This is a genomic window from Rossellomorea sp. NS-SX7 (assembly GCF_052828565.1).
On record NZ_CM128249.1, the window covers coordinates 1757316 to 1774689 of the forward strand.

The window sequence follows — 17374 nt, forward strand, 5'->3', positions numbered from 1 at the left end:
AGGAGCGATATGGAAAAGTTTGAGCCTTCTATGCGCTTGAAACTAAAGAGGGATACGTTTTACCTCCCTGAACCAAATAGCGGTGTATATTTTAGGAATAACCAATGCTCTTTTCGGATGGAAGGAAGCGGGATTGATCAGTGGGTTGAGAAGCTTCTGCCAATGTTCAATGGGGAGTACTCGCTTGAGTACTTGACGAACGGACTGCCTGCCCCTTATAAAAACAGGGTCATGGAAATTGCAGAGGTGCTGCACGCAAATGGATTCGTGCGAGACGTAAGCAGGGACCTGCCGCATCAGCTGCCCCAACATACATTGAAAAAATTTGCTTCCCAAATCGAGTTTGTTGATAGTTTGGCAGATTCGGGGGCATCAAGGTTTGAAGCTTACCGCCACTCAAATGTCCTGGCAGTGGGGTCTGGTCCTTTTCTGACTTCACTCGTTTCATCGCTGATTGAATCCGGACTGAAAAAGCTGCAGGTGCTTATCACCGATGAGGTGCCTACAAATAGAGGAAGGCTGCTGGAGCTTGTCGACCAAGCCTGCAAAACAGATCCGGAAGTTGAGCTTCAGGAAGTCGGATTCAGTGGAGACGGATGGCGGGATACCGTGAAGCCCTTCGATTCGATTTTATATGTAACTCAACGAGGGGACCTTGAGGAATTGGAATTCCTTCAAACCGTTTGCAGGAAGGATAAAAAGCTGTTTGTTCCGGCGATTTGTCACAAGCGAAAAGGAATTGCCGGACCAATTATCCATCCCGATTCCGAGGCTGGCTGGGAATCCGCATGGAGACGGATACACACCGCAGCGTTAAGAAAAGAAAAGCAGTTCCCTGTACAATCTGCGATCCCGGCAGCGATGCTTGCGAACATGATCGTTTTTGAAGCATTTAAAGAAATGACAGGGGTGAACAAACCAAATCAGAGAAATAGAATCTTTCTGCTGGATACAGAAACGCTTGAAGGGAGCTGGCATTCCTTTTTACCGCATCCGCTGGAGACAGGAAATGCAGCAGCTGAAGCTGTTCAAAGTCTGGAAGCGAGGCTGGATCAAGGTTCAGAAAGAATGGATAGGGAAAAAATGCTGTATTTCTTCAGTCTGCTGACGTCAAAAGAGACCGGGGTTTTTCATGTATGGGAGGAAGGTGATACGAAGCAGCTCCCACTCGCTCAATGTCGTGTTCAGCCAGTCGATGTATTGTCTGAAGGTCCGGCAGAACTGCTGAAGGAGATGATCTGCAGCGGCTTGACCCACGAAGAGGCACGACGGGAAGCGGGACTTCACGGAATAGAGGTATATGCTTCAAGATTGGGCCGTTCGATCGTTCCTTATGGGACAGGTGAATGTATGGCCATAGGGACGGGAGCGACGTTTGCGGAATGTGTTGGACGTGGTCTTCTAACGTGTTTGACTGATGAGCTGAGAAAAAGAGAATGTGTTCAACAGAGTACGATCTCCCATATTACATTAGATGAGGTTGAGGATGAAAAATGCCGGTTCTATATAAAGGCGCTTACCACGATGAAAGGTGAGCCTGATATCGGGATGGGTGAGGATGTGGCCGGATTCCCTGTCGTCTATGTCCGTGGTGGTAATGACTGGTATGGAAATACCGGTTTAACCCTCACCATGGCGCTGCGAAACTCTTTGCAGCACGCACTTTTTTATGCTCAGAACGATACGGATGCTTTTGACGCAAATCCTGTTGCCGCTGTGTTAGAGGAAGGAAGTGCGGAGAGAATAGCCATTTCAGCCGATGAAGACAGTATCCACCCTGAAAGCCTGAAAGAAGCAATCGATACCTTGAAGAGGAATCAAAAGCAAGTAACGGTGTATGAACTGGTGATGGAACCCGTATTTAAACAGGAGCTCGAAGGCGTGTTTGCTGTGCTGCTGCGAGAGGAGGAAAAGCATTGAGTTCTTTCGTGGTGATTGTAGGGGATGGGAAGCTTGCGGACCTCGTATGTGCGCAAATTTCGGCCCGGTATCCCGTGTTCAGGCAGAGCAGCTTTGAAAAAAGATTCCCAGCACGTACGGATTTGGTGCTGTCGCTTCAGGATGCGTGGGACCCGGCCGTTCATCAGGAGGCAGAAGAAGTGAAGAGGGGGGCACAGATTCCATGGCTGAGAGGCTTCGTTTCGTTCGGCGAGGGAGTCATCGGGCCGCTCGTCCGTCCCGGCACCCCGGGATGCTCGCAATGTGCCGATCTGCGCCGTCTTCTTGGAGGAAAGGAACGCCATGAGATGCGGGAGGTACAGGGGAAGCTTGCTGAAGTCGGTGGAATGACGAGGGACCCGTGGGCTTCGAATACAGGTTTGATGCACATGGCTCACATCATCGCCGCAGAATCTCGCAGGTTCCTCGAGGGTGAAAAGCCTCATTCGGAAGGAAGGGTATGTTTAACCGAATTGAAAACATTGAATAGTTCCTGGCACTCTTTCGTTCCCGACTCTTTATGCGGGGTCTGCAGCCGGATTCCGGAGGACTCGCCGGAATTGGCCAGTGTTTCCCTTCAGCCGAGCCCGAAAATTAGCAGAGGCAGTTTCCGGTGTACGCCCCTGAATGAATTGAAAAACGTTCTTGTAAAAGACTATCTGGATAATCGGACCGGACTTTTTAACTCGAAGATGTATGACCTGGTGACGCCGTTCGCGGATGCGAGTGTCAATATGCCAATGTTCTCCGGGGATGAAGGAACGGCCGGCCGTACACAAGCCTACTCGGACAGCGAGCTGACCGCCATTCTTGAAGGATTGGAGCGTCACTGCGGTCTGCAGCCGCGCGGGAAACGGACAGTCGTCCATGACAGCTACCGGAATGTAAAGGAACAGGCACTGGATCCTCTGAAGGTCGGCGTACACACCGACGAACAGTACAGCATGCCGGGTTTCCCTTTTGGTAAATTTGATGGGGACAGGGCGATTGACTGGGTGTGGGGGTATTCCCTCATCGAAGAACGGCCGATTCTTGTCCCTGAGCTCCTTAGCTATTACAGTCTGGGCTGCGGCTCAGCCGGTTTTGTCTATGAAACGTCCAATGGCTGTGCACTTGGAGGAAGCAGGGAGGAAGCGATTTTTTACGGGATTATGGAGGTCGTCGAACGGGATTCGTTCCTGTTGACCTGGTATGCAGAGCTCAACCTGCCGCGCCTTGATCCCCTTACAGCAGGGGACGAGGAGCTGGAATTAATGATTGACCGGGTGCGGGCAGTCGCAGGGTATGATCTCTATTTGTATAACGCCACCATGGAGCACGGGATCCCAAGCGTATTTGCGATGGCAAAGAACAGGAAGGATTCAGGCTTGAATCTGATCCTCGCGGCAGGTGCCCATCTGGATCCTGTAAGAGCGGCAAAAAGCGCGATCCAGGAGCTCGCTGGGATGATGCTGAATCTTGATGAGAAACTGGAGAAGAACAAGGCGAAATTTGAAAAAATGCTGTACGATGACTCGCTGGTGAGGCAGATGGATGATCATGGCATGCTGTATGGATTGCCGCAGGCTGAAGAACGATTAGGGTTTTTACTGAATGACAACCGGCCGTTGCGAAGCTTCCGGGAAGAATTCAAATGGACGTCCAATCACACCGATCTAACGGATGACCTGAAGGATATCCTCGCAGCACTCCGAAGCCGGGACCTTGATGTCATTGTCGTTGACCAGACCGCGCCGGAACTTGCAAAGAACGGGCTGCACTGCGTAAAAGTCTTGATTCCCGGCATGCTGCCTATGACATTCGGGCATCATCTTACCCGTCTGACAGGACTTGAACGGGTCCTTAACGTCCCGGCGGAACTGGGATATGCCGACCTGCCATTGACATTTGAGCAGCTCAATCAAAAACCGCATCCGTTTCCTTAGGGTACTCAGGAGGTGAGGAGGATGAATCTGGAAGAGTTCCTGCACAATCTGCAGTTTGATATCAATCGGGCCAATCAGCCAAACTGGGAAGTGGACTGGGAGGATGCCCCCCTTCCCTATAAACTGTATCGGGGACTGCAGGGGGTGCCACTTTCTGCAGAAGTACCGCTGTCACTCACCGGGAGCCGGCCGCCGTTAAAACCTGATGCAGAAAGGATTGGTCATTTTCTCTGGTATGTCTATGGCATCACAGGGGTAAGTCAGTCGGTGGATGTGAATGATTCCGGGGAGCAGGAGTCTTACCCCATCCACTCGTATCGGCGGTTTGCTCCATCCGGAGGGGCACTGTATCCGAATGAACTTTATATCTATCTGAAGTTGGATGATGTGCCCGATGGAATCTACCATTATGATGCTGCCAATCACCGCCTTGACTTACTCAGGGAAGGGAATTTCGATTCGTACGTAGAACGGGCACTCGGCAATCGCTGCGACATCTCTTCCTGCTTCAGCACAGCCTTTGTTTCCACACGTTTTTGGAAAAACTATTTCAAATACAATAACTTTTCCTACCGGCTGCAGGGACTGGATGCCGGCGTCCTGGTGGGCCAGCTGCTGGAAACGGCCAAACGGTTCGGGTTCGAGTCGGGGGTATATGTTCAGTTTATGGATTCAGCGATCAACCAACTGCTTGGACTGAATGATGAAGAGGAAAGCGTCTATAGCGTCATACCGCTTTCGGCTGCTGCAACGAATTGGGCTGGAACCGGGATGGGGATGGAACGAGTCAGCTCTGAAGAATTGTGCCGGGAGCTGCCAGCCATTTGTGCAGAACACTGCGAACGCTCTGAAAAGGTCAGAGAGTTTCCAAGGTTACTAGAGGTGAATGAAGCTTCTAAACTAGATTGTACATGGGATTTTCGCAAGCTCGGGAGACCGCCGAGGGTTAGTGGAAGTGAAAAAGAAATCAATCTGCCTGAGGTTGAGTCACTGGCGTATGATTTTGCTGAAGCATGCAAAAACCGTCATTCCCCAGAAATGGATTTTGTCATGGGGAAGGTCGGCCAGCATCAGCTGGCGGCTTTATTGAAACGTGCAGCTCACTCTTTTCGAAGTGACATAGATGATATTACTTACAATGAAGAACACCGTGTTACGATTTACGGGTGTTTATATAATGTAGAAGGCATACCAAACGGCGCTTTCGCTTATCACAGTAACCGCCATTCATTGCGGCAGATCGGTACAGGGGATTATCGTCTCCAACTGCAATCAGGACTGTCACTTGATAACGTAAATCTGCTTCAGGTACCGCTTTGCCTGCATATCGTAGCGAACAAAAATCACTATAAAGACACCCTGGGCTACAGAGGCTACAGGATCATGCAAATGGAAGCTGGCATACTTGTACAGCGCCTGCTTTTGGCTTCGGCCGCCTCAGGGTTAGGCGGGCACCCGCTGCTTGGGTTTGATACGAAATTGACTGATGGAATTTACAAACTGGATTCAGAGAGCCAAACCACACTGATTCAAATACCGATCGGACCTTTTCGGGAGCGGGCTTGGATGAGGGGGAGTTTGTTAAGTTAGGGTAGAGCGGGAGAGTGGTGTGGGGACGGTTCCTACTCTACTTTTCTCGCTTTTAAAGAATAAATGAACCACATCTTCAAAAACCTTCACTCTTCATGGCTGGACCCCAGTGAAAAGAAGCATAAATACCGTCCTCGGTTACTCAAATTTCTCCACAATAAAAAATACATTCCACTTTGAAGATTTACGTGCCACTTTCCACATTTACATTCCACTTTAGAAAAATACAATCCACTTTCCACATATACGTGCTACATACCAAAAATACATTCCACTTTTCCTGTTTATCAAGCAACTTGTCGAAAAATATTTTGATCAACAAGGACAGGCACTCTGGGTTCACCGTAAAAAGTAGGGTAAGAACCGCCGCCGATTTCTCCCCGGCGTTGTAATGGGGCAAGGATTAAGCATTCCTCATACTTGATTAATTATTGGCCAATGGAATTGAACAACTCTTTATTACTGAGTAGACAAATAATGTGCAACGACAATTTCTATATTAGAGAACTTAAGCATTTAACATAAGCTACTCGTACTGTTAAGAAGGAGTTTGATTTTATTTTATAGAATTACATGAGTGAATGGTTAATGGAGAGAATCACACTAACGAAAGCAGGGTGTAGTATGGAAGTGATTGCAGAAACGGAAAGGTTGATATTAAGGGTTTTTAAAGAAACGGACGTAGAGGATGCAAAGGCATTTTGGGGAGATCAGGAAGTGATGGAACATTGTCTCGGAGCTATTCCTCACGAACACTTACAGAAAGTGTTGGCTGCATATGAAGCTTGCCATCAGGAAAAAGGTCTTTCTATGTATGCGGTTATAGAAAAGGAGTCAAGCAGGGTGATTGGTGCTGCTGGATTTAATGTAAGAACTACGATTGAATCGGTAGAATTGCTTTACCATTTTTCTAAAGCTGCATGGGGGAAGGGATACGCAACAGAAGCTACATCAGCATGTGTTGATTTCGCCACTAAAAATCCTGCTGTAAAGTTGATTTACGCATCAGCTGATTCAAAAAATGCTGGTTCTTTGAGAACTTTAGAAAAAGTTGGGTTTGAGTACAAGGGCATGAAATGGTTTGATGATACCAATCAGGAAGAGCCGTATTATGAATTGAATATTAAAGTTGAAAAACAGTAGTACCCAATGTGAAATTGGATATTGCAAGTTTTTTAGAGTTGAAACAATACAATTACTTAATTCTTTAATAAACAGTTTATGGTCAGCTGCGGCTGATCATTTTTATATTTAATAGGGGAGTAAATATGACACACTTTCTTGAAATAATTGAATGGAGTCATTATTGACTAAGACTTGAAAACCCTACAGATCCTTAACTTATGAATATGCTCCAGAGTTAAAACGTTTCTATAATAGTAGTAGATCAGGCAGCCGAAAAACCTTCGGCGGCCTGAATCCTTATCTATATTCCTACTGAGCTATTTTTTCTTCACCCTCCAATTGCTGAGCCCGTTGGCGCTTTGATTTTCTGAAGTAAAGCAATTCGTAAAAAACAGGAACTACGACGAGCGTCAGCACGGTTGCTCCGGCAAGACCGCCGATGACGACCACTGCAAGAGATTTCGATACAAGACTTCCATCTTCCGTATGACCGAATAGAAGGGGAAGCATGGCGCAGATGGTGGCAACCGCGGTCATGACGACAGGGCGGAGCCGGGTTCCGCATGCTTCTAGAATCGCGTCGCGGATGATCATCGTTTCTTCGTTCTGTTTGACGCGGTCGATCAGGACGATTGCGTTCGTGACAACGATACCGATCAGCATCAGCGCTCCGATGAGAGCGGTGGCGTCTGCAGGTACCCGGGCGATGAGCAATCCGAGGACGGCTCCGATCGAGGCGAGCGGCAGCGTAATTAAGATGGCCAGCGGCGCTCTCAAGGTCTTAAAGGTCAGGACCATGATCAGGTATACAATCAGGATGGAAGCAAGCATGGTCATCCCAAGGTCCTTGAAGTCATCGGCCTGCTGGGCGGCTGCTCCGCCGGTATCCAGGGAGACGCCTTTCGGAAGGTCGATATCCTTGATCTCGGCAGCGATATTTTTCGAAATGACTGATAGTTCTTCCGGTTCCACCTCTGCCGTGATCCGGACATATAAGTCACCATCTTTATGCAGGACGGTGCTTGGTTTCTCTTCTTCCGTGATGGAAGCCACCTCAGTAAGCGGCTGGATGCCTGAACTTGTTGCGATCGTCAAATCCTTCAAATCGGACAAGGTATCCGGATTGACGCCGGCGTCCAGGAACACAGGAGTTGGTGCATCATCCAGGTGGATGGACCCGATCGGCTGCGGATTCAACAAGGAGCGGATCTGCATGGCCGTTTGCTGGGCATTCGCTTTCTCCGTGTTGACGTTCACTGTGAAGACAGGTGACGTTTTCTCCTGATTGCTTGAAACCTTCTTCACTCCGTCCACATCGCTGATTTTTTCCATAATTGTTTTGGAAGTAGTCAGAAGTTCGTCAGTGTCATTCCCGACGACGTCATAGGTAATACTGGAGTTGGATGATCCACCGAAAATGGACGATGGTGACGCGGTGATGGTCACATCCTTCTCCTCTTTTTTCGTTTCATTCACCTTCTCGATGAAGGCTTCAGCATCCCCATCTTCCTTCATAATGACGGTATAGAACACGGTGTCTGAATCACTTATGGCTCCGTATTGGGCATTTACTTCACTTGAGCCGTACTGGGTAATCAGATGGTCGTACCCTTCAAACGTAGACATTTTGTCCTCAAAATCTGTCATACGCTGATTCATGGTGTCTACCGGCGTATCACTCGGGAATTCCATCGTGACGGCGACAAAGGAAGCGTCATTTGCATTTGTTGCAGCTTTCGGCAGTGTGATGTAGAGGGCAATCGATCCCCCGAACACAAGAATGGCCAATAGGATGGGAACGAATTTATGATTTAATGACCAGCGCAGCACGTTCACATAGCGGTGAGGTGTGCGATGGGCCGGCAAGGTTGTATTTTTTAACATACCTCTGCTTAACAATGGTACGACGGTCAAGGCTACAAGCAGGGAAGCAAGCAGCGAATACGTAACCGTCAATCCGAATGGAAGCAGGAACGCTTTTAACGAGCCATTGACAAGTCCCATCGGCAGGAATACAGCCACGGTAATAAGAGTGGACGACGTGATGGCACGGGAAACCTCCATGGTGGTTTGAACCACATTCTGTTTCGTGATCTTCTCATTCTGGCTGCGCCGGAAAATATTTTCGACGACGACGATGCTGTCATCGACCAGACGGCCGACCGCCACTGCCACTCCGCCGAGCGTAAGGATGTTCAATGTGACTCCGGATAACCAGAGTAAGAAAAGCGTGATGCAGAGTGATAATGGAATTGAGACGGCTGTCACGAGCGTCGGCTTGAATTTTCTTAGGAAGAAAAGAATGACAAGCGTCGCGAACAATGCACCCAGCGCTACTTCACGCACCATGCTGTTTACCGAGTTCTCTACCATTTCCCCCGTCGTGAACAGTGTGGTTGCTTCGACCCCTTCAAAGTCGCTGTTGATTTTATCGACTGTGTCTTTCACTTGTTCCCCTGCAGTAACAGCACTGGCGTCACTTTCTTTGAACAAGACGACGGCGATGGCTTCTTTTCCGTTTACCCGTGTGATGGTGTCTTCAGCCTTCACCTTTTCAACGGTTGCGATGTCTTTCAGTTTGACAGCAGGAGCATTCGGCACCTGCATCGGAACGGGCAGGATCTTCAGGGCGTCCACGGATGTCAGATTGTCCGTGACGTTAATGGTACTCTTTTGACCATCGATCGTGGTGGTGCCGGCAGAGGCGGAAACATCCTGCCCTTGGAGCACGCCCATCACCGCGTTGACCGGGATATGTAACTCTTCCAGCTTGTCGTGGTCAAGGTTAATTTGAATACGCGGGCTGTTTACTCCGGCGAATGTGACTTGCGACAGGCCGGATTGCTTCTCAAACAACGGCTTGAACTCATCGTTGGCAAGATCAAGGTTCTGCTTCGTCAATCCGTCATCAAATGTCACCGACACCTGACCGATCGGGATCATAGATGTATTCAGCTGCGAGATCTGCGGTTCTCCGACTCCTTCAGGAAGGCGGATTCCCTTGATGGCATCCTCGACTTTATTTTTGGCTTCCTTCATGTCGGTTTTCGAATCAAAGTTGAGTGTAACCTGTGAATATCCTTCCCCAGTCGTGGACAGGATCGATGTTTTTCCAGAAATGGATGCGACCGCCTGCTCCACGGGTTCTGTGATATTCGTTGTCATGGAACCGGCGTCATAACCCTGCGCCAGGGTGACGACCGTAACTTGCGGATTGTCCGCTTCAGGCAAGAATTCCATAGGCAGACGGAAATAACTGATGATACCGATAATCAATGTGATGACAATCAAAAGGCCCATGGCTGCCTTATTGCGAAAACCCCAATTTATTAAAGCTTGCATGTGTTTCCCCCCTAATACTGTTGGATTATTTTTCCTTCTTTCTAAAGATAACGGATTACTGACTGATTCACAGCCTCCGCAAGGCCAATATTCACCTAGGTCCTGAGGCGTAGTTCATCCTCCTTTACTTATGGATTGCCACAAAGTTCATTTTACTGAGCAGCAGGGCCTGGTATTCTTAAAAACGTGTAAATTTTGTAAAAATCCGGCCATTCCCTCTGTTAAAATATTCCTTTTACAATGTAGTATTATAGACCTAATGGTTAGGAGTGGGAATATATAATTGTTAGATTTTACAAAAATAGTAGAGGAGGGGGCGGTTCTCTTTTTAAAAGAAAAATATGGACCCCATCATCAAAAAGCTTCACTGTTTGGCTGGAATCACCGTAAAGAGCATCAGAAGTACTGATTCCAGTTATCATAATCCATCTACGATTAAACACTTTCAGCCTTTACGTGCAACATTTTAAAAATACATTCCACTTTCCAGATTTACGTGCAGCATTCAAAAAATACATTCCACTTTCCAGATTTACGTGCAGCATTCAAAAAATACATTCCACTTTCCACATTTACGTGCAGCATTTTAAAAATACATTCCACTTTTTCTATTTATCAACCAACTTGTCGAAAAATCATAGGGAGACCGGAACAGGGGAGAGTCGGGGGTGGTTCCCTGAAGGTTAGCACTGACTCTGAAACTGCATTTTTTGAACCTGGAAACCGGCTTACATGATATGCTTTTTAATAAAAATACATAAATTTGAAACTTTTCCTAAGAATAGATTCCACTAATGTGTAAAAGGGGGGCAAAACAGTTGCAGAAAGAAACCGAACGTTTAGTTAAAAAAGCAATCAAAGGAAATAAAAATGCTTTTGAAAGATTAGTTCAGCAGCATTATGAACAAATCTACAGGACTGCTTATCTGTATGTACACAACGAAGAAGATGCATTGGATGTCGTCCAGGAAGCAGCCTATCAGGCTTATAAATCGATCCATTCGTTGAAACATCCGGAGTATTTCTTGACCTGGCTGACGAGGATTGTGATTCGGTGCTCGGTGGATGTAATCAGAAAACGAGGCAAGGTGGTTCCGATGAACGATGACTATTTTTCCAACGTGCCGGATGAATCAACGCCAGACTATGAAGAGTCTTCACAGCTGTTACATGCCATTGGACAGCTGAAAGTGAATCACCGTACCGCCATAATTCTATTCTACTATCATGATTATTCGATCAAGACGATCAGCACTGTGATGGAAATCCCGGAGAACACGGTAAAAACGTACTTAAGCAGAGGGAAAGCGGAGTTAAAAAAGGTGTATGAAAAAGAGGAGGAAAGGTCTCATGGATAACAAGGAACTTAAATGTGCAGCTGAGAAAATACCGGTGCCGAAAGAAAAAGTATTGAGTGCCATTTCCAAAGGGATCAACAGAGGTGAGAGTAGAGGGCATGGAAAGAAAAAGAAAATTCTTGCCGGTGCTTTGTCTACAGCCGCTGTCCTCGGAATCACCATTGCCTCCGGATTTGTAAGTCCTGCCATGAATCATGTATTGGCAAATGCTCCGTTGATCGGCGGAATTTTTCAAGAATTCAACGATCAAATGGGTGTGGATCTCGCCAGTCAGAACGCCGTGACCGAGCTGAACCAAGCCGTTACGAAAAATGGCGTGACGGTCAAATTGACAAGCGCTTACTTTGATGGAAGCGTCGTGTCCATCACCGGATTTGTAGACGACGGGGTTGATAATGGACGGAACGAAGAAGGCGAAGTCAGTTTTGATGTGAACTTTGAAGGTAATAATGGAGACAATGATCCCTGGCTGAACGGCCAGTCAAGGGATGTAAGGAAAGTGGATAATGGGTATAACTTTCAATGGAAAATGGACTATCCTCATGAATCATTCAAGGAAAATTTCACTCTTCCCGTAACGATTCATAACATAAACGGGATCAAGGGAGAATGGAATTTTGATATACCGGTTAAGCAGGATCAGAATAGCAGCGTTGCGATTGAACAAGGGCATGAGTACCCGGACAAGGGGGGCAGCATCCGAATTAAAGAGATTCTTACTGCAAAAGAATCGTCTTCCCTTGTTTATGAAACCACGCAGAAATATAAGGGTGATGACATAAGGATTTCAAAAGCGGTGGATGAGAAAGGGAATGTATATAGGTTTGGAAATCGAACGATACTCGAGGAGTCGGAACAAGAAGGTGGTTATCAAAGTGCCGTTCGGACAGAGATGACCAAGCTGAAGGCCGGCATCACTTCCCTGACTTTTTATCCGCAGATAAATGTAACAGCTCCAAGAGAAGAGCAGCTGCTGGATAAAAGGACATTTACGTTAAAAAGCGAACGCCTTGGTTTAGGTCTTCAGGTAAATGATGTTGTACAAAAAGGCGATCAATTAGTAATTGATTATCAACTTACAGGGCTTCCGAAGAACATAAGTGAACATAAACAGGAATTGATCGATCATAACCTGGAATACGCTTTCTGGCTGGTCGATAAAGATTATGTATCAGAAATTGATCCAGACAATCCGTTTCCTCCTAAAAATCATGGAATTACCTTAAATAAGGTAAAGGTGATCGATCAAGCTACTGTACATTACCAATCTACATTCGATTTGAATGGAGAAGAAAAAATAGAGGGGTTTAGCCTGGAAGATACAATCTTGCAGTTTGAATTTTCATCATTTGTTTCTTCGGAGGAGTTGAAACCATTTACGGTTGAGTTTCCGGTGGAGGAAGAATAGCGATAGGTTGGTGAGTGGAGCTGATTGGAGGTCGTATGATGTGTAGTAGTGGGGCGATGACTTATGGGAGTCATCGTCTTTTTTATGAAGTGACTTAACCTGGATCTTGTGAAAGTTCATCTTGAGTTAGCGGCCGGATTTTGAAATAATTGGTAGTAAGTTGAGTTGTGATTCAATTAAAAAAGGGGGAGATGTTGATGTCAAAACCAATCGTAAATCAAATCGGAGCTGCCTTCATTCCTGTGAGTGACGTTGAAAGGGCACGCGACTGGTATTGTGACATATTGGGCTTACCGGCAGATGGAGAGATTTTATTCGGTCATCTATACATACTGCCGATGAACGGAACGGATATCGTATTGGACAGCAAAATATATTCAAAGGAAACCATTTATAAAGCCCCGCCTTTTCATTTGAACACACATGATATCGAAGAAGCTTATGAATATATGAAAAGTAAACGTGTAGAGATCACCACAAACATTGAAGGGAACTGGTTTAATTTTAAAGATTTGGACGGGAACCATTTGATGATTTGTCAGTGTTAGTTGGTTTACTAACGGGGATACAGCACAGAAAAGTTTAGGGGGATATCATTGCATCCAATAACTGTAATAGAGATTTTAATGTCTGCTGCTTTAATCCTTATTCTTTTTGTTACCGCCTTTCTTTTGCCAAAAAAGATTAGGAGAGTGAGTATCATTGCTGCATCCTCAACCACTGTCCTAATCCTGTTATTCTTTGCTCTTCGGCCCTATTGGATTGATTATCAAGTAGCCAGGAAGACTGAACAACTCAATCAATTTCTTGAGGTAAAGTACCCTGGTCAAGAGTGGGAGGTCAGCCCTCAAACAGGGAGGCAGTACAATCCTTATCACCTGAATGTCCAGTTTGCAAACGAAAAAGGATGGACGTATACGTATTCAGTAGTAGATGAAGAGAATATCTGCCAAAGCGTATGGACACCGCCGGAAGGTATTCTCCCCAGTGAAGGGAGACATTTTGAACACGGAGATTGTGAATGAAGTAGAGCGGGGATGGTTACCGACTCTACTTTTCTTATTTTAGAGTATTGGTGACGGTTATCTTGCTTTGGAATCATCCCTCGTTGGTTGGTGTGGATTGGTTACTTTTGTAAAATTCAGCATAAACTCATTTTTTCAGCATAAATCCAAATAATTCAGCTTAAATCCTGAAAAGTCAGCATAAATCGTAATGTAAGCCGGGCCTAAAGGGAAATGAGAGCCGCAGAGGCGGTTTTTATAGCTGCCAATCAAACGATTCAATCCATTTAGTACCTTTTTCAATCCACTTATAAAAATACATTCCACTTTCCAGATTTACGTGCAACATTTCAAAAATACATTCCACTTTTCAGATTTACGTGCGACTTTTCAAAAATACGTTCCACTTTTCTCATTTATCAACCAACTTGTCGAAAAATCTTGATTCAGAATTGATGGGTCCAGTCCCCCAGTGCGGTGATACCTTAGCAAACTGGGGGGCAGACCTCAAATAGAAAAAAGCCCTAATCGTTGAATTATTGTATGACGTACTAAGAACAACAAATCCATAATCGATTCCTACAGATTATCTGTACCAATCCTCGGGGTTTCTTGTTCAAGAGATGCTGCTGCCCTTGCATTCTCGTTGTGTCGATCATTATGTTGTCTATTATCTGATGTACTATGTTCTTCTATGTTTTTGAATGTTTCCTTTTTGTCAGCCATCCTATCACCCCCTATCAATAATATGTTCCATTTATATGGTGAACATTAACATGATTTTAATGACATATTTCGGAATATTCGTTATAAATAAATGGAAGCCATTAGAAGGAAGGAATAGATCAATATGCCACAATTATTGAAAAAGGGAGATAAGATTGGGATTTTTACTCCTTCTTCACCTGCAACGGTTACAGCCCGGCCCCGTTTTGAGCGAGCCAAATCTTTCTTTGAAGAAAAAGGGTTTACCATTGTAGAAGGAAGTTTAACGGGAAAATCAGATTTTTATCGTTCAGGTACCCCTAAAGAGCGTGCATCGGAATTTAATGAATTACTTAGAAACCCGGAAATAAAAATGATCATGTCCACGATTGGTGGAACGAATTCCAACAGTATGCTGCCTTACATCGATTATGATGCATTCGAGCAAAACCCAAAGCTCGTCGTTGGGTATTCAGATGCGACAGCCATTGTTCTTGCACTATATGCTAAAACCAATATATCAACCTATTATGGTCCCGCTTTAATCCCGTCCTTTGGTGAATTTGAACCGCTGGTACATGATACATATCGTTACTTTGAACATTATTTTACAAAAGAAGTATCACTCCCTTATGAAATACCAATGCCTTTCTACTGGTCTGACGAACCTGTAAATTGGCTGGAGAAAACGACAGAAAAGACACTGTATAAAAATGAATGGATAACGGGAGTGAATGGTGTTGCAGAAGGTCGATTGATAGGTGGAAATGTGAATGCCATGTATGGATTCATCGGAACTGAATATTTTCCCACTATCAAGGAAGGAGATATTCTGCTCATTGAAGATTGTGCAAAGAATGCTTCAATAGTGGAGAAGAATTTTGCCATGTTGAAAATGCACGGCATCTTTAATAAAGCTTCAGGAATTATTCTAGGGAAACATGAGGGATATGAGGATTCAGGAACAGGAAGGAAGCCGTTAGACATACTCTTAGAACAGTTAGATGGTGTGAACATACCTGTACTAGCTGATTTTGATACTTGTCATACTCATCCGATGCACCCATTAGCAATAGGTAAAATGGTGAAGTTGGATGCAAGTGCTAAAAAAGTTCATTGTATGGAGAATTGGATAGTGTAAGAATGAAGATTATTTGCAGGGGGGAATAGCTGAAGATCAACTAATAGTTTTAGGCTAAAAGCTATCATAAACTGATTGTTGCGGGGTCTGGTGCGCGGTATGGTGAAGCTTACTGGGACCAGGCCAGAGTGGCTGTAAAGGGGCTGAACGAAGTGTTTATAAGAAAAACGATAATGGCGAAAATGAGCCCTATAAAAAAATCATTCTTGCAAACCACGAATATGATTTTATGGATCCTCACTCTTTTCATCCTCATCCTGCTGGGAAATCTAATCCTGAAAATAAGTACATACGGTGTCGAAACAGGAATAAAAAGTACGGCCTTTACGTATGAACTATTAGTAAAACCACTTTACTCACCATTGAAGTGGACATCCGATCCCAAAAGTTCCTTCCTCCATTTAGTAATGAATCTAAGTGTGTTTTATGTCGTATTCACTTTTGGATTCTGGATTAAGCATTACTATAAGATGGCCGGCATGCTCCTATTGCTGACTTTCATTATTTTATCGGGGATTTGGTATTATGTTTATGTGTTGAGTGATGCGGTGATTTAATACAAGATTTGTTCTAATTCTTTTATTAGAAGGAATGGTGAAATAATGTTGGATAAAATAAATGAATTACCTGAGAAAGTGGCATTCTTAATCGGCTTATCTATAATCATATTGAGTCCGGTCATATTTTTTTTCGTTTCGTTCGGGATATGGATGAGTTTTATTATTCAAGGGATTATATGGGCTGTTGCGTTCCTGTTTATTTTAAGTGCTTCTGATAAAAGGCATTCACGGTTAGGAAAGAATAAGTGAATATGGAATGTAGGAGGCTGTTTAGATGAAGAAGCATAATCCAAATTTAATTTTTTGAATAGTACTAAGTGAGTCGATAAAGAAACAACTAAAAAGTTGTGGTGTGAAAGTATATTATACTTTTTAAAAAAGTAAATCAGAGGTGGTTCTTCCGGTCATGATACCCCCCCTTAGCCCCAGGTATAGCTGTCGCTCCCTACTTGCAAGAGAGAAAGATTGACATTGTCATTTTTAAGGACATACAGCTTTCTAGAAATATAAGATTATGTAGAAAAAGGGAGTTGAATTCGCCCCGGCAGCGATAAATTTAATAAACTTGATTTTACAGGACAGGAAAGACGAAAGAGATGAATAATCTTGTAATGCATATTGTATTCATTAGGGTAGAGCGGGGACGGTTCCCACTCTACTTTTTCTTTTGAAAAAGATGAGCCCATCTTCAAAAAAAGAACCCCAGCCCGGCTGACTTCACCGTGAAAATTCGGGGTAAGAACCGTTAAAATCGTTATCTCTCTATTGCTCTTCTACTTCCTCTTGTTCTTGACGTTCCCTGTTGAGTTGCAACTTTATCTTTTCCAGCTCTAGCTTATTTTGTTCCAGCTCTAATTTCTTCTTTTTTAGATCATAATGGATGACGAAATACAAAAATATAAAAGTCAAACCGACAATCGCTGTAATAAAGAAAAATAGGTCCAAACGTATCTCCTCCTGGTTTAAAGATTCACATAATCAAGCTTGTATCTTCGTTGATTCAGTATACGAATAAGCCTGATGATTATGTTCCTTTCTTTTTTTAAAAGAATTGTGTTTTTCTGTTCATCATCATAAAATAGTTCATTTGCACGGTCTTATCTCCACTCATAACCTTAAGCAAAACACGCAGCCCATGTCATGCGGCAAGAGAAAAGATGCTGCTTTCTGCTCCATGTTTTGATCCGTATCTCCAATATGATAAACCTCCTCTAACTTGGTTTCATTATGATTGTAATGGGTCTGAGGAAGACTCTCATTGACTTAAGTCAAGTAATG

13 protein-coding genes are annotated in these 17374 nt (G+C 44.7%); 10 read left to right on the forward strand and 3 right to left on the reverse strand.

Translation table 11 applies throughout. The features are described 5' to 3' along the window. Nucleotides 1-9: 9 nt before the first annotated feature. From ACUXV2_RS08600 to ACUXV2_RS08615, 4 genes are all read left to right on the forward strand, one after another. A complete protein-coding gene (locus ACUXV2_RS08600) occupies nt 10-1920 on the forward strand; it encodes a putative thiazole-containing bacteriocin maturation protein (protein ID WP_446246595.1) in 1911 nt (636 codons plus the stop codon). Further along, nucleotides 1917-3863, forward strand: a complete 1947-nt coding sequence (locus tag ACUXV2_RS08605; RefSeq protein ID WP_446246596.1) for a TOMM precursor leader peptide-binding protein — start codon at nt 1917-1919, stop codon at nt 3861-3863. Before ACUXV2_RS08600 ends, ACUXV2_RS08605 begins: the two co-directional genes overlap by 4 nt. Before the next feature lie 21 nt (nt 3864-3884). Next, nucleotides 3885-5453 (forward strand): SagB family peptide dehydrogenase, encoded by a 1569-nt coding sequence (locus ACUXV2_RS08610; protein WP_446246597.1) that lies wholly within the window; start codon nt 3885-3887, stop codon nt 5451-5453. Between the two features lie 624 nt (nt 5454-6077). Further along, nucleotides 6078-6596: a GNAT family N-acetyltransferase gene (locus ACUXV2_RS08615; protein WP_446246598.1), complete on the forward strand. Its 519-nt coding sequence runs from the start codon at nt 6078-6080 to the stop codon at nt 6594-6596. 291 nt (nt 6597-6887) lie between these two features. Here ACUXV2_RS08615 and ACUXV2_RS08620 read toward each other — a convergent pair whose 3' ends face one another. Then, nucleotides 6888-9920, reverse strand: a complete 3033-nt coding sequence (locus tag ACUXV2_RS08620; protein ID WP_446246599.1) for an efflux RND transporter permease subunit — start codon at nt 9918-9920, stop codon at nt 6888-6890. An 818-nt stretch (nt 9921-10738) separates the two neighbouring features. Here ACUXV2_RS08620 and ACUXV2_RS08625 point away from each other — a divergent pair. The 4 genes from ACUXV2_RS08625 to ACUXV2_RS08640 all read left to right on the forward strand — a co-directional run bounded on the left by ACUXV2_RS08625 (nt 10739) and on the right by ACUXV2_RS08640 (nt 13711). Beyond that, a complete protein-coding gene (locus ACUXV2_RS08625) occupies nt 10739-11278 on the forward strand; it encodes a sigma-70 family RNA polymerase sigma factor (RefSeq protein ID WP_446246600.1) in 540 nt (179 codons plus the stop codon). Beyond that, a complete protein-coding gene (locus tag ACUXV2_RS08630; RefSeq protein ID WP_446246601.1) occupies nt 11271-12686 on the forward strand; it encodes a DUF4179 domain-containing protein in 1416 nt (471 codons plus the stop codon). Before ACUXV2_RS08625 ends, ACUXV2_RS08630 begins: the two co-directional genes overlap by 8 nt. 197 nt (nt 12687-12883) lie before the next feature. Then, entirely contained in the window at nt 12884-13234 is a 351-nt protein-coding gene (locus ACUXV2_RS08635) for a VOC family protein (protein ID WP_446246602.1), read from the forward strand. 48 nt (nt 13235-13282) lie between these two features. Continuing rightward, on the forward strand, nt 13283-13711 hold the full coding sequence (locus tag ACUXV2_RS08640) for a hypothetical protein (protein WP_446246603.1): 429 nt from the start codon (nt 13283-13285) through the stop codon (nt 13709-13711). Nucleotides 13712-14269: 558 nt separating this feature from the next. Here ACUXV2_RS08640 and ACUXV2_RS08645 read toward each other — a convergent pair. Next, nucleotides 14270-14416, reverse strand: a complete 147-nt coding sequence (locus tag ACUXV2_RS08645) for a hypothetical protein (RefSeq protein ID WP_446246604.1) — start codon at nt 14414-14416, stop codon at nt 14270-14272. A gap of 118 nt (nt 14417-14534) precedes the next feature. On the opposite strand from ACUXV2_RS08645, the gene ACUXV2_RS08650 reads away from it, so the two are divergent. Both ACUXV2_RS08650 and ACUXV2_RS08655 read left to right on the forward strand, forming a co-directional pair. Further along, the gene (locus ACUXV2_RS08650) at nt 14535-15536 is read left to right on the forward strand and encodes a S66 family peptidase (RefSeq protein WP_446247029.1); all 1002 of its coding nucleotides are present in this window, start codon (nt 14535-14537) and stop codon (nt 15534-15536) included. Nucleotides 15537-15688: 152 nt separating this feature from the next. Continuing rightward, nucleotides 15689-16093 carry a hypothetical protein gene (locus ACUXV2_RS08655; RefSeq protein WP_446246605.1) on the forward strand — a complete coding sequence of 135 codons (405 nt, stop codon included), beginning with the start codon at nt 15689-15691 and terminating at the stop codon, nt 16091-16093. 765 nt (nt 16094-16858) lie between these two features. On the opposite strand, the gene ACUXV2_RS08660 is transcribed toward ACUXV2_RS08655, so the two are convergent. Continuing rightward, nucleotides 16859-17041, reverse strand: coding sequence for a hypothetical protein (locus tag ACUXV2_RS08660; RefSeq protein WP_446246606.1), 183 nt, complete (start codon nt 17039-17041; stop codon nt 16859-16861). Nucleotides 17042-17374: the final 333 nt, after the last annotated feature.

Bases quoted from the DNA above. Each gene is read 5' to 3' on its own strand.
- ACUXV2_RS08600 (WP_446246595.1), top strand. From the start codon at position 10: ATGGAAAAGTTTGAGCCTTCTATGCGCTTGAAACTAAAGAGGGATACG.
- ACUXV2_RS08610 (WP_446246597.1), top strand. From the start codon at position 3,885: ATGAATCTGGAAGAGTTCCTGCACAATCTGCAGTTTGATATCAATCGG.
- ACUXV2_RS08615 (WP_446246598.1), top strand. From the start codon at position 6,078: ATGGAAGTGATTGCAGAAACGGAAAGGTTGATATTAAGGGTTTTTAAA.
- ACUXV2_RS08620 (WP_446246599.1), bottom strand. From the start codon at position 9,920: ATGCAAGCTTTAATAAATTGGGGTTTTCGCAATAAGGCAGCCATGGGC.
- ACUXV2_RS08630 (WP_446246601.1), top strand. From the start codon at position 11,271: ATGGATAACAAGGAACTTAAATGTGCAGCTGAGAAAATACCGGTGCCG.
- ACUXV2_RS08635 (WP_446246602.1), top strand. From the start codon at position 12,884: ATGTCAAAACCAATCGTAAATCAAATCGGAGCTGCCTTCATTCCTGTG.
- ACUXV2_RS08645 (WP_446246604.1), bottom strand. From the start codon at position 14,416: ATGGCTGACAAAAAGGAAACATTCAAAAACATAGAAGAACATAGTACA.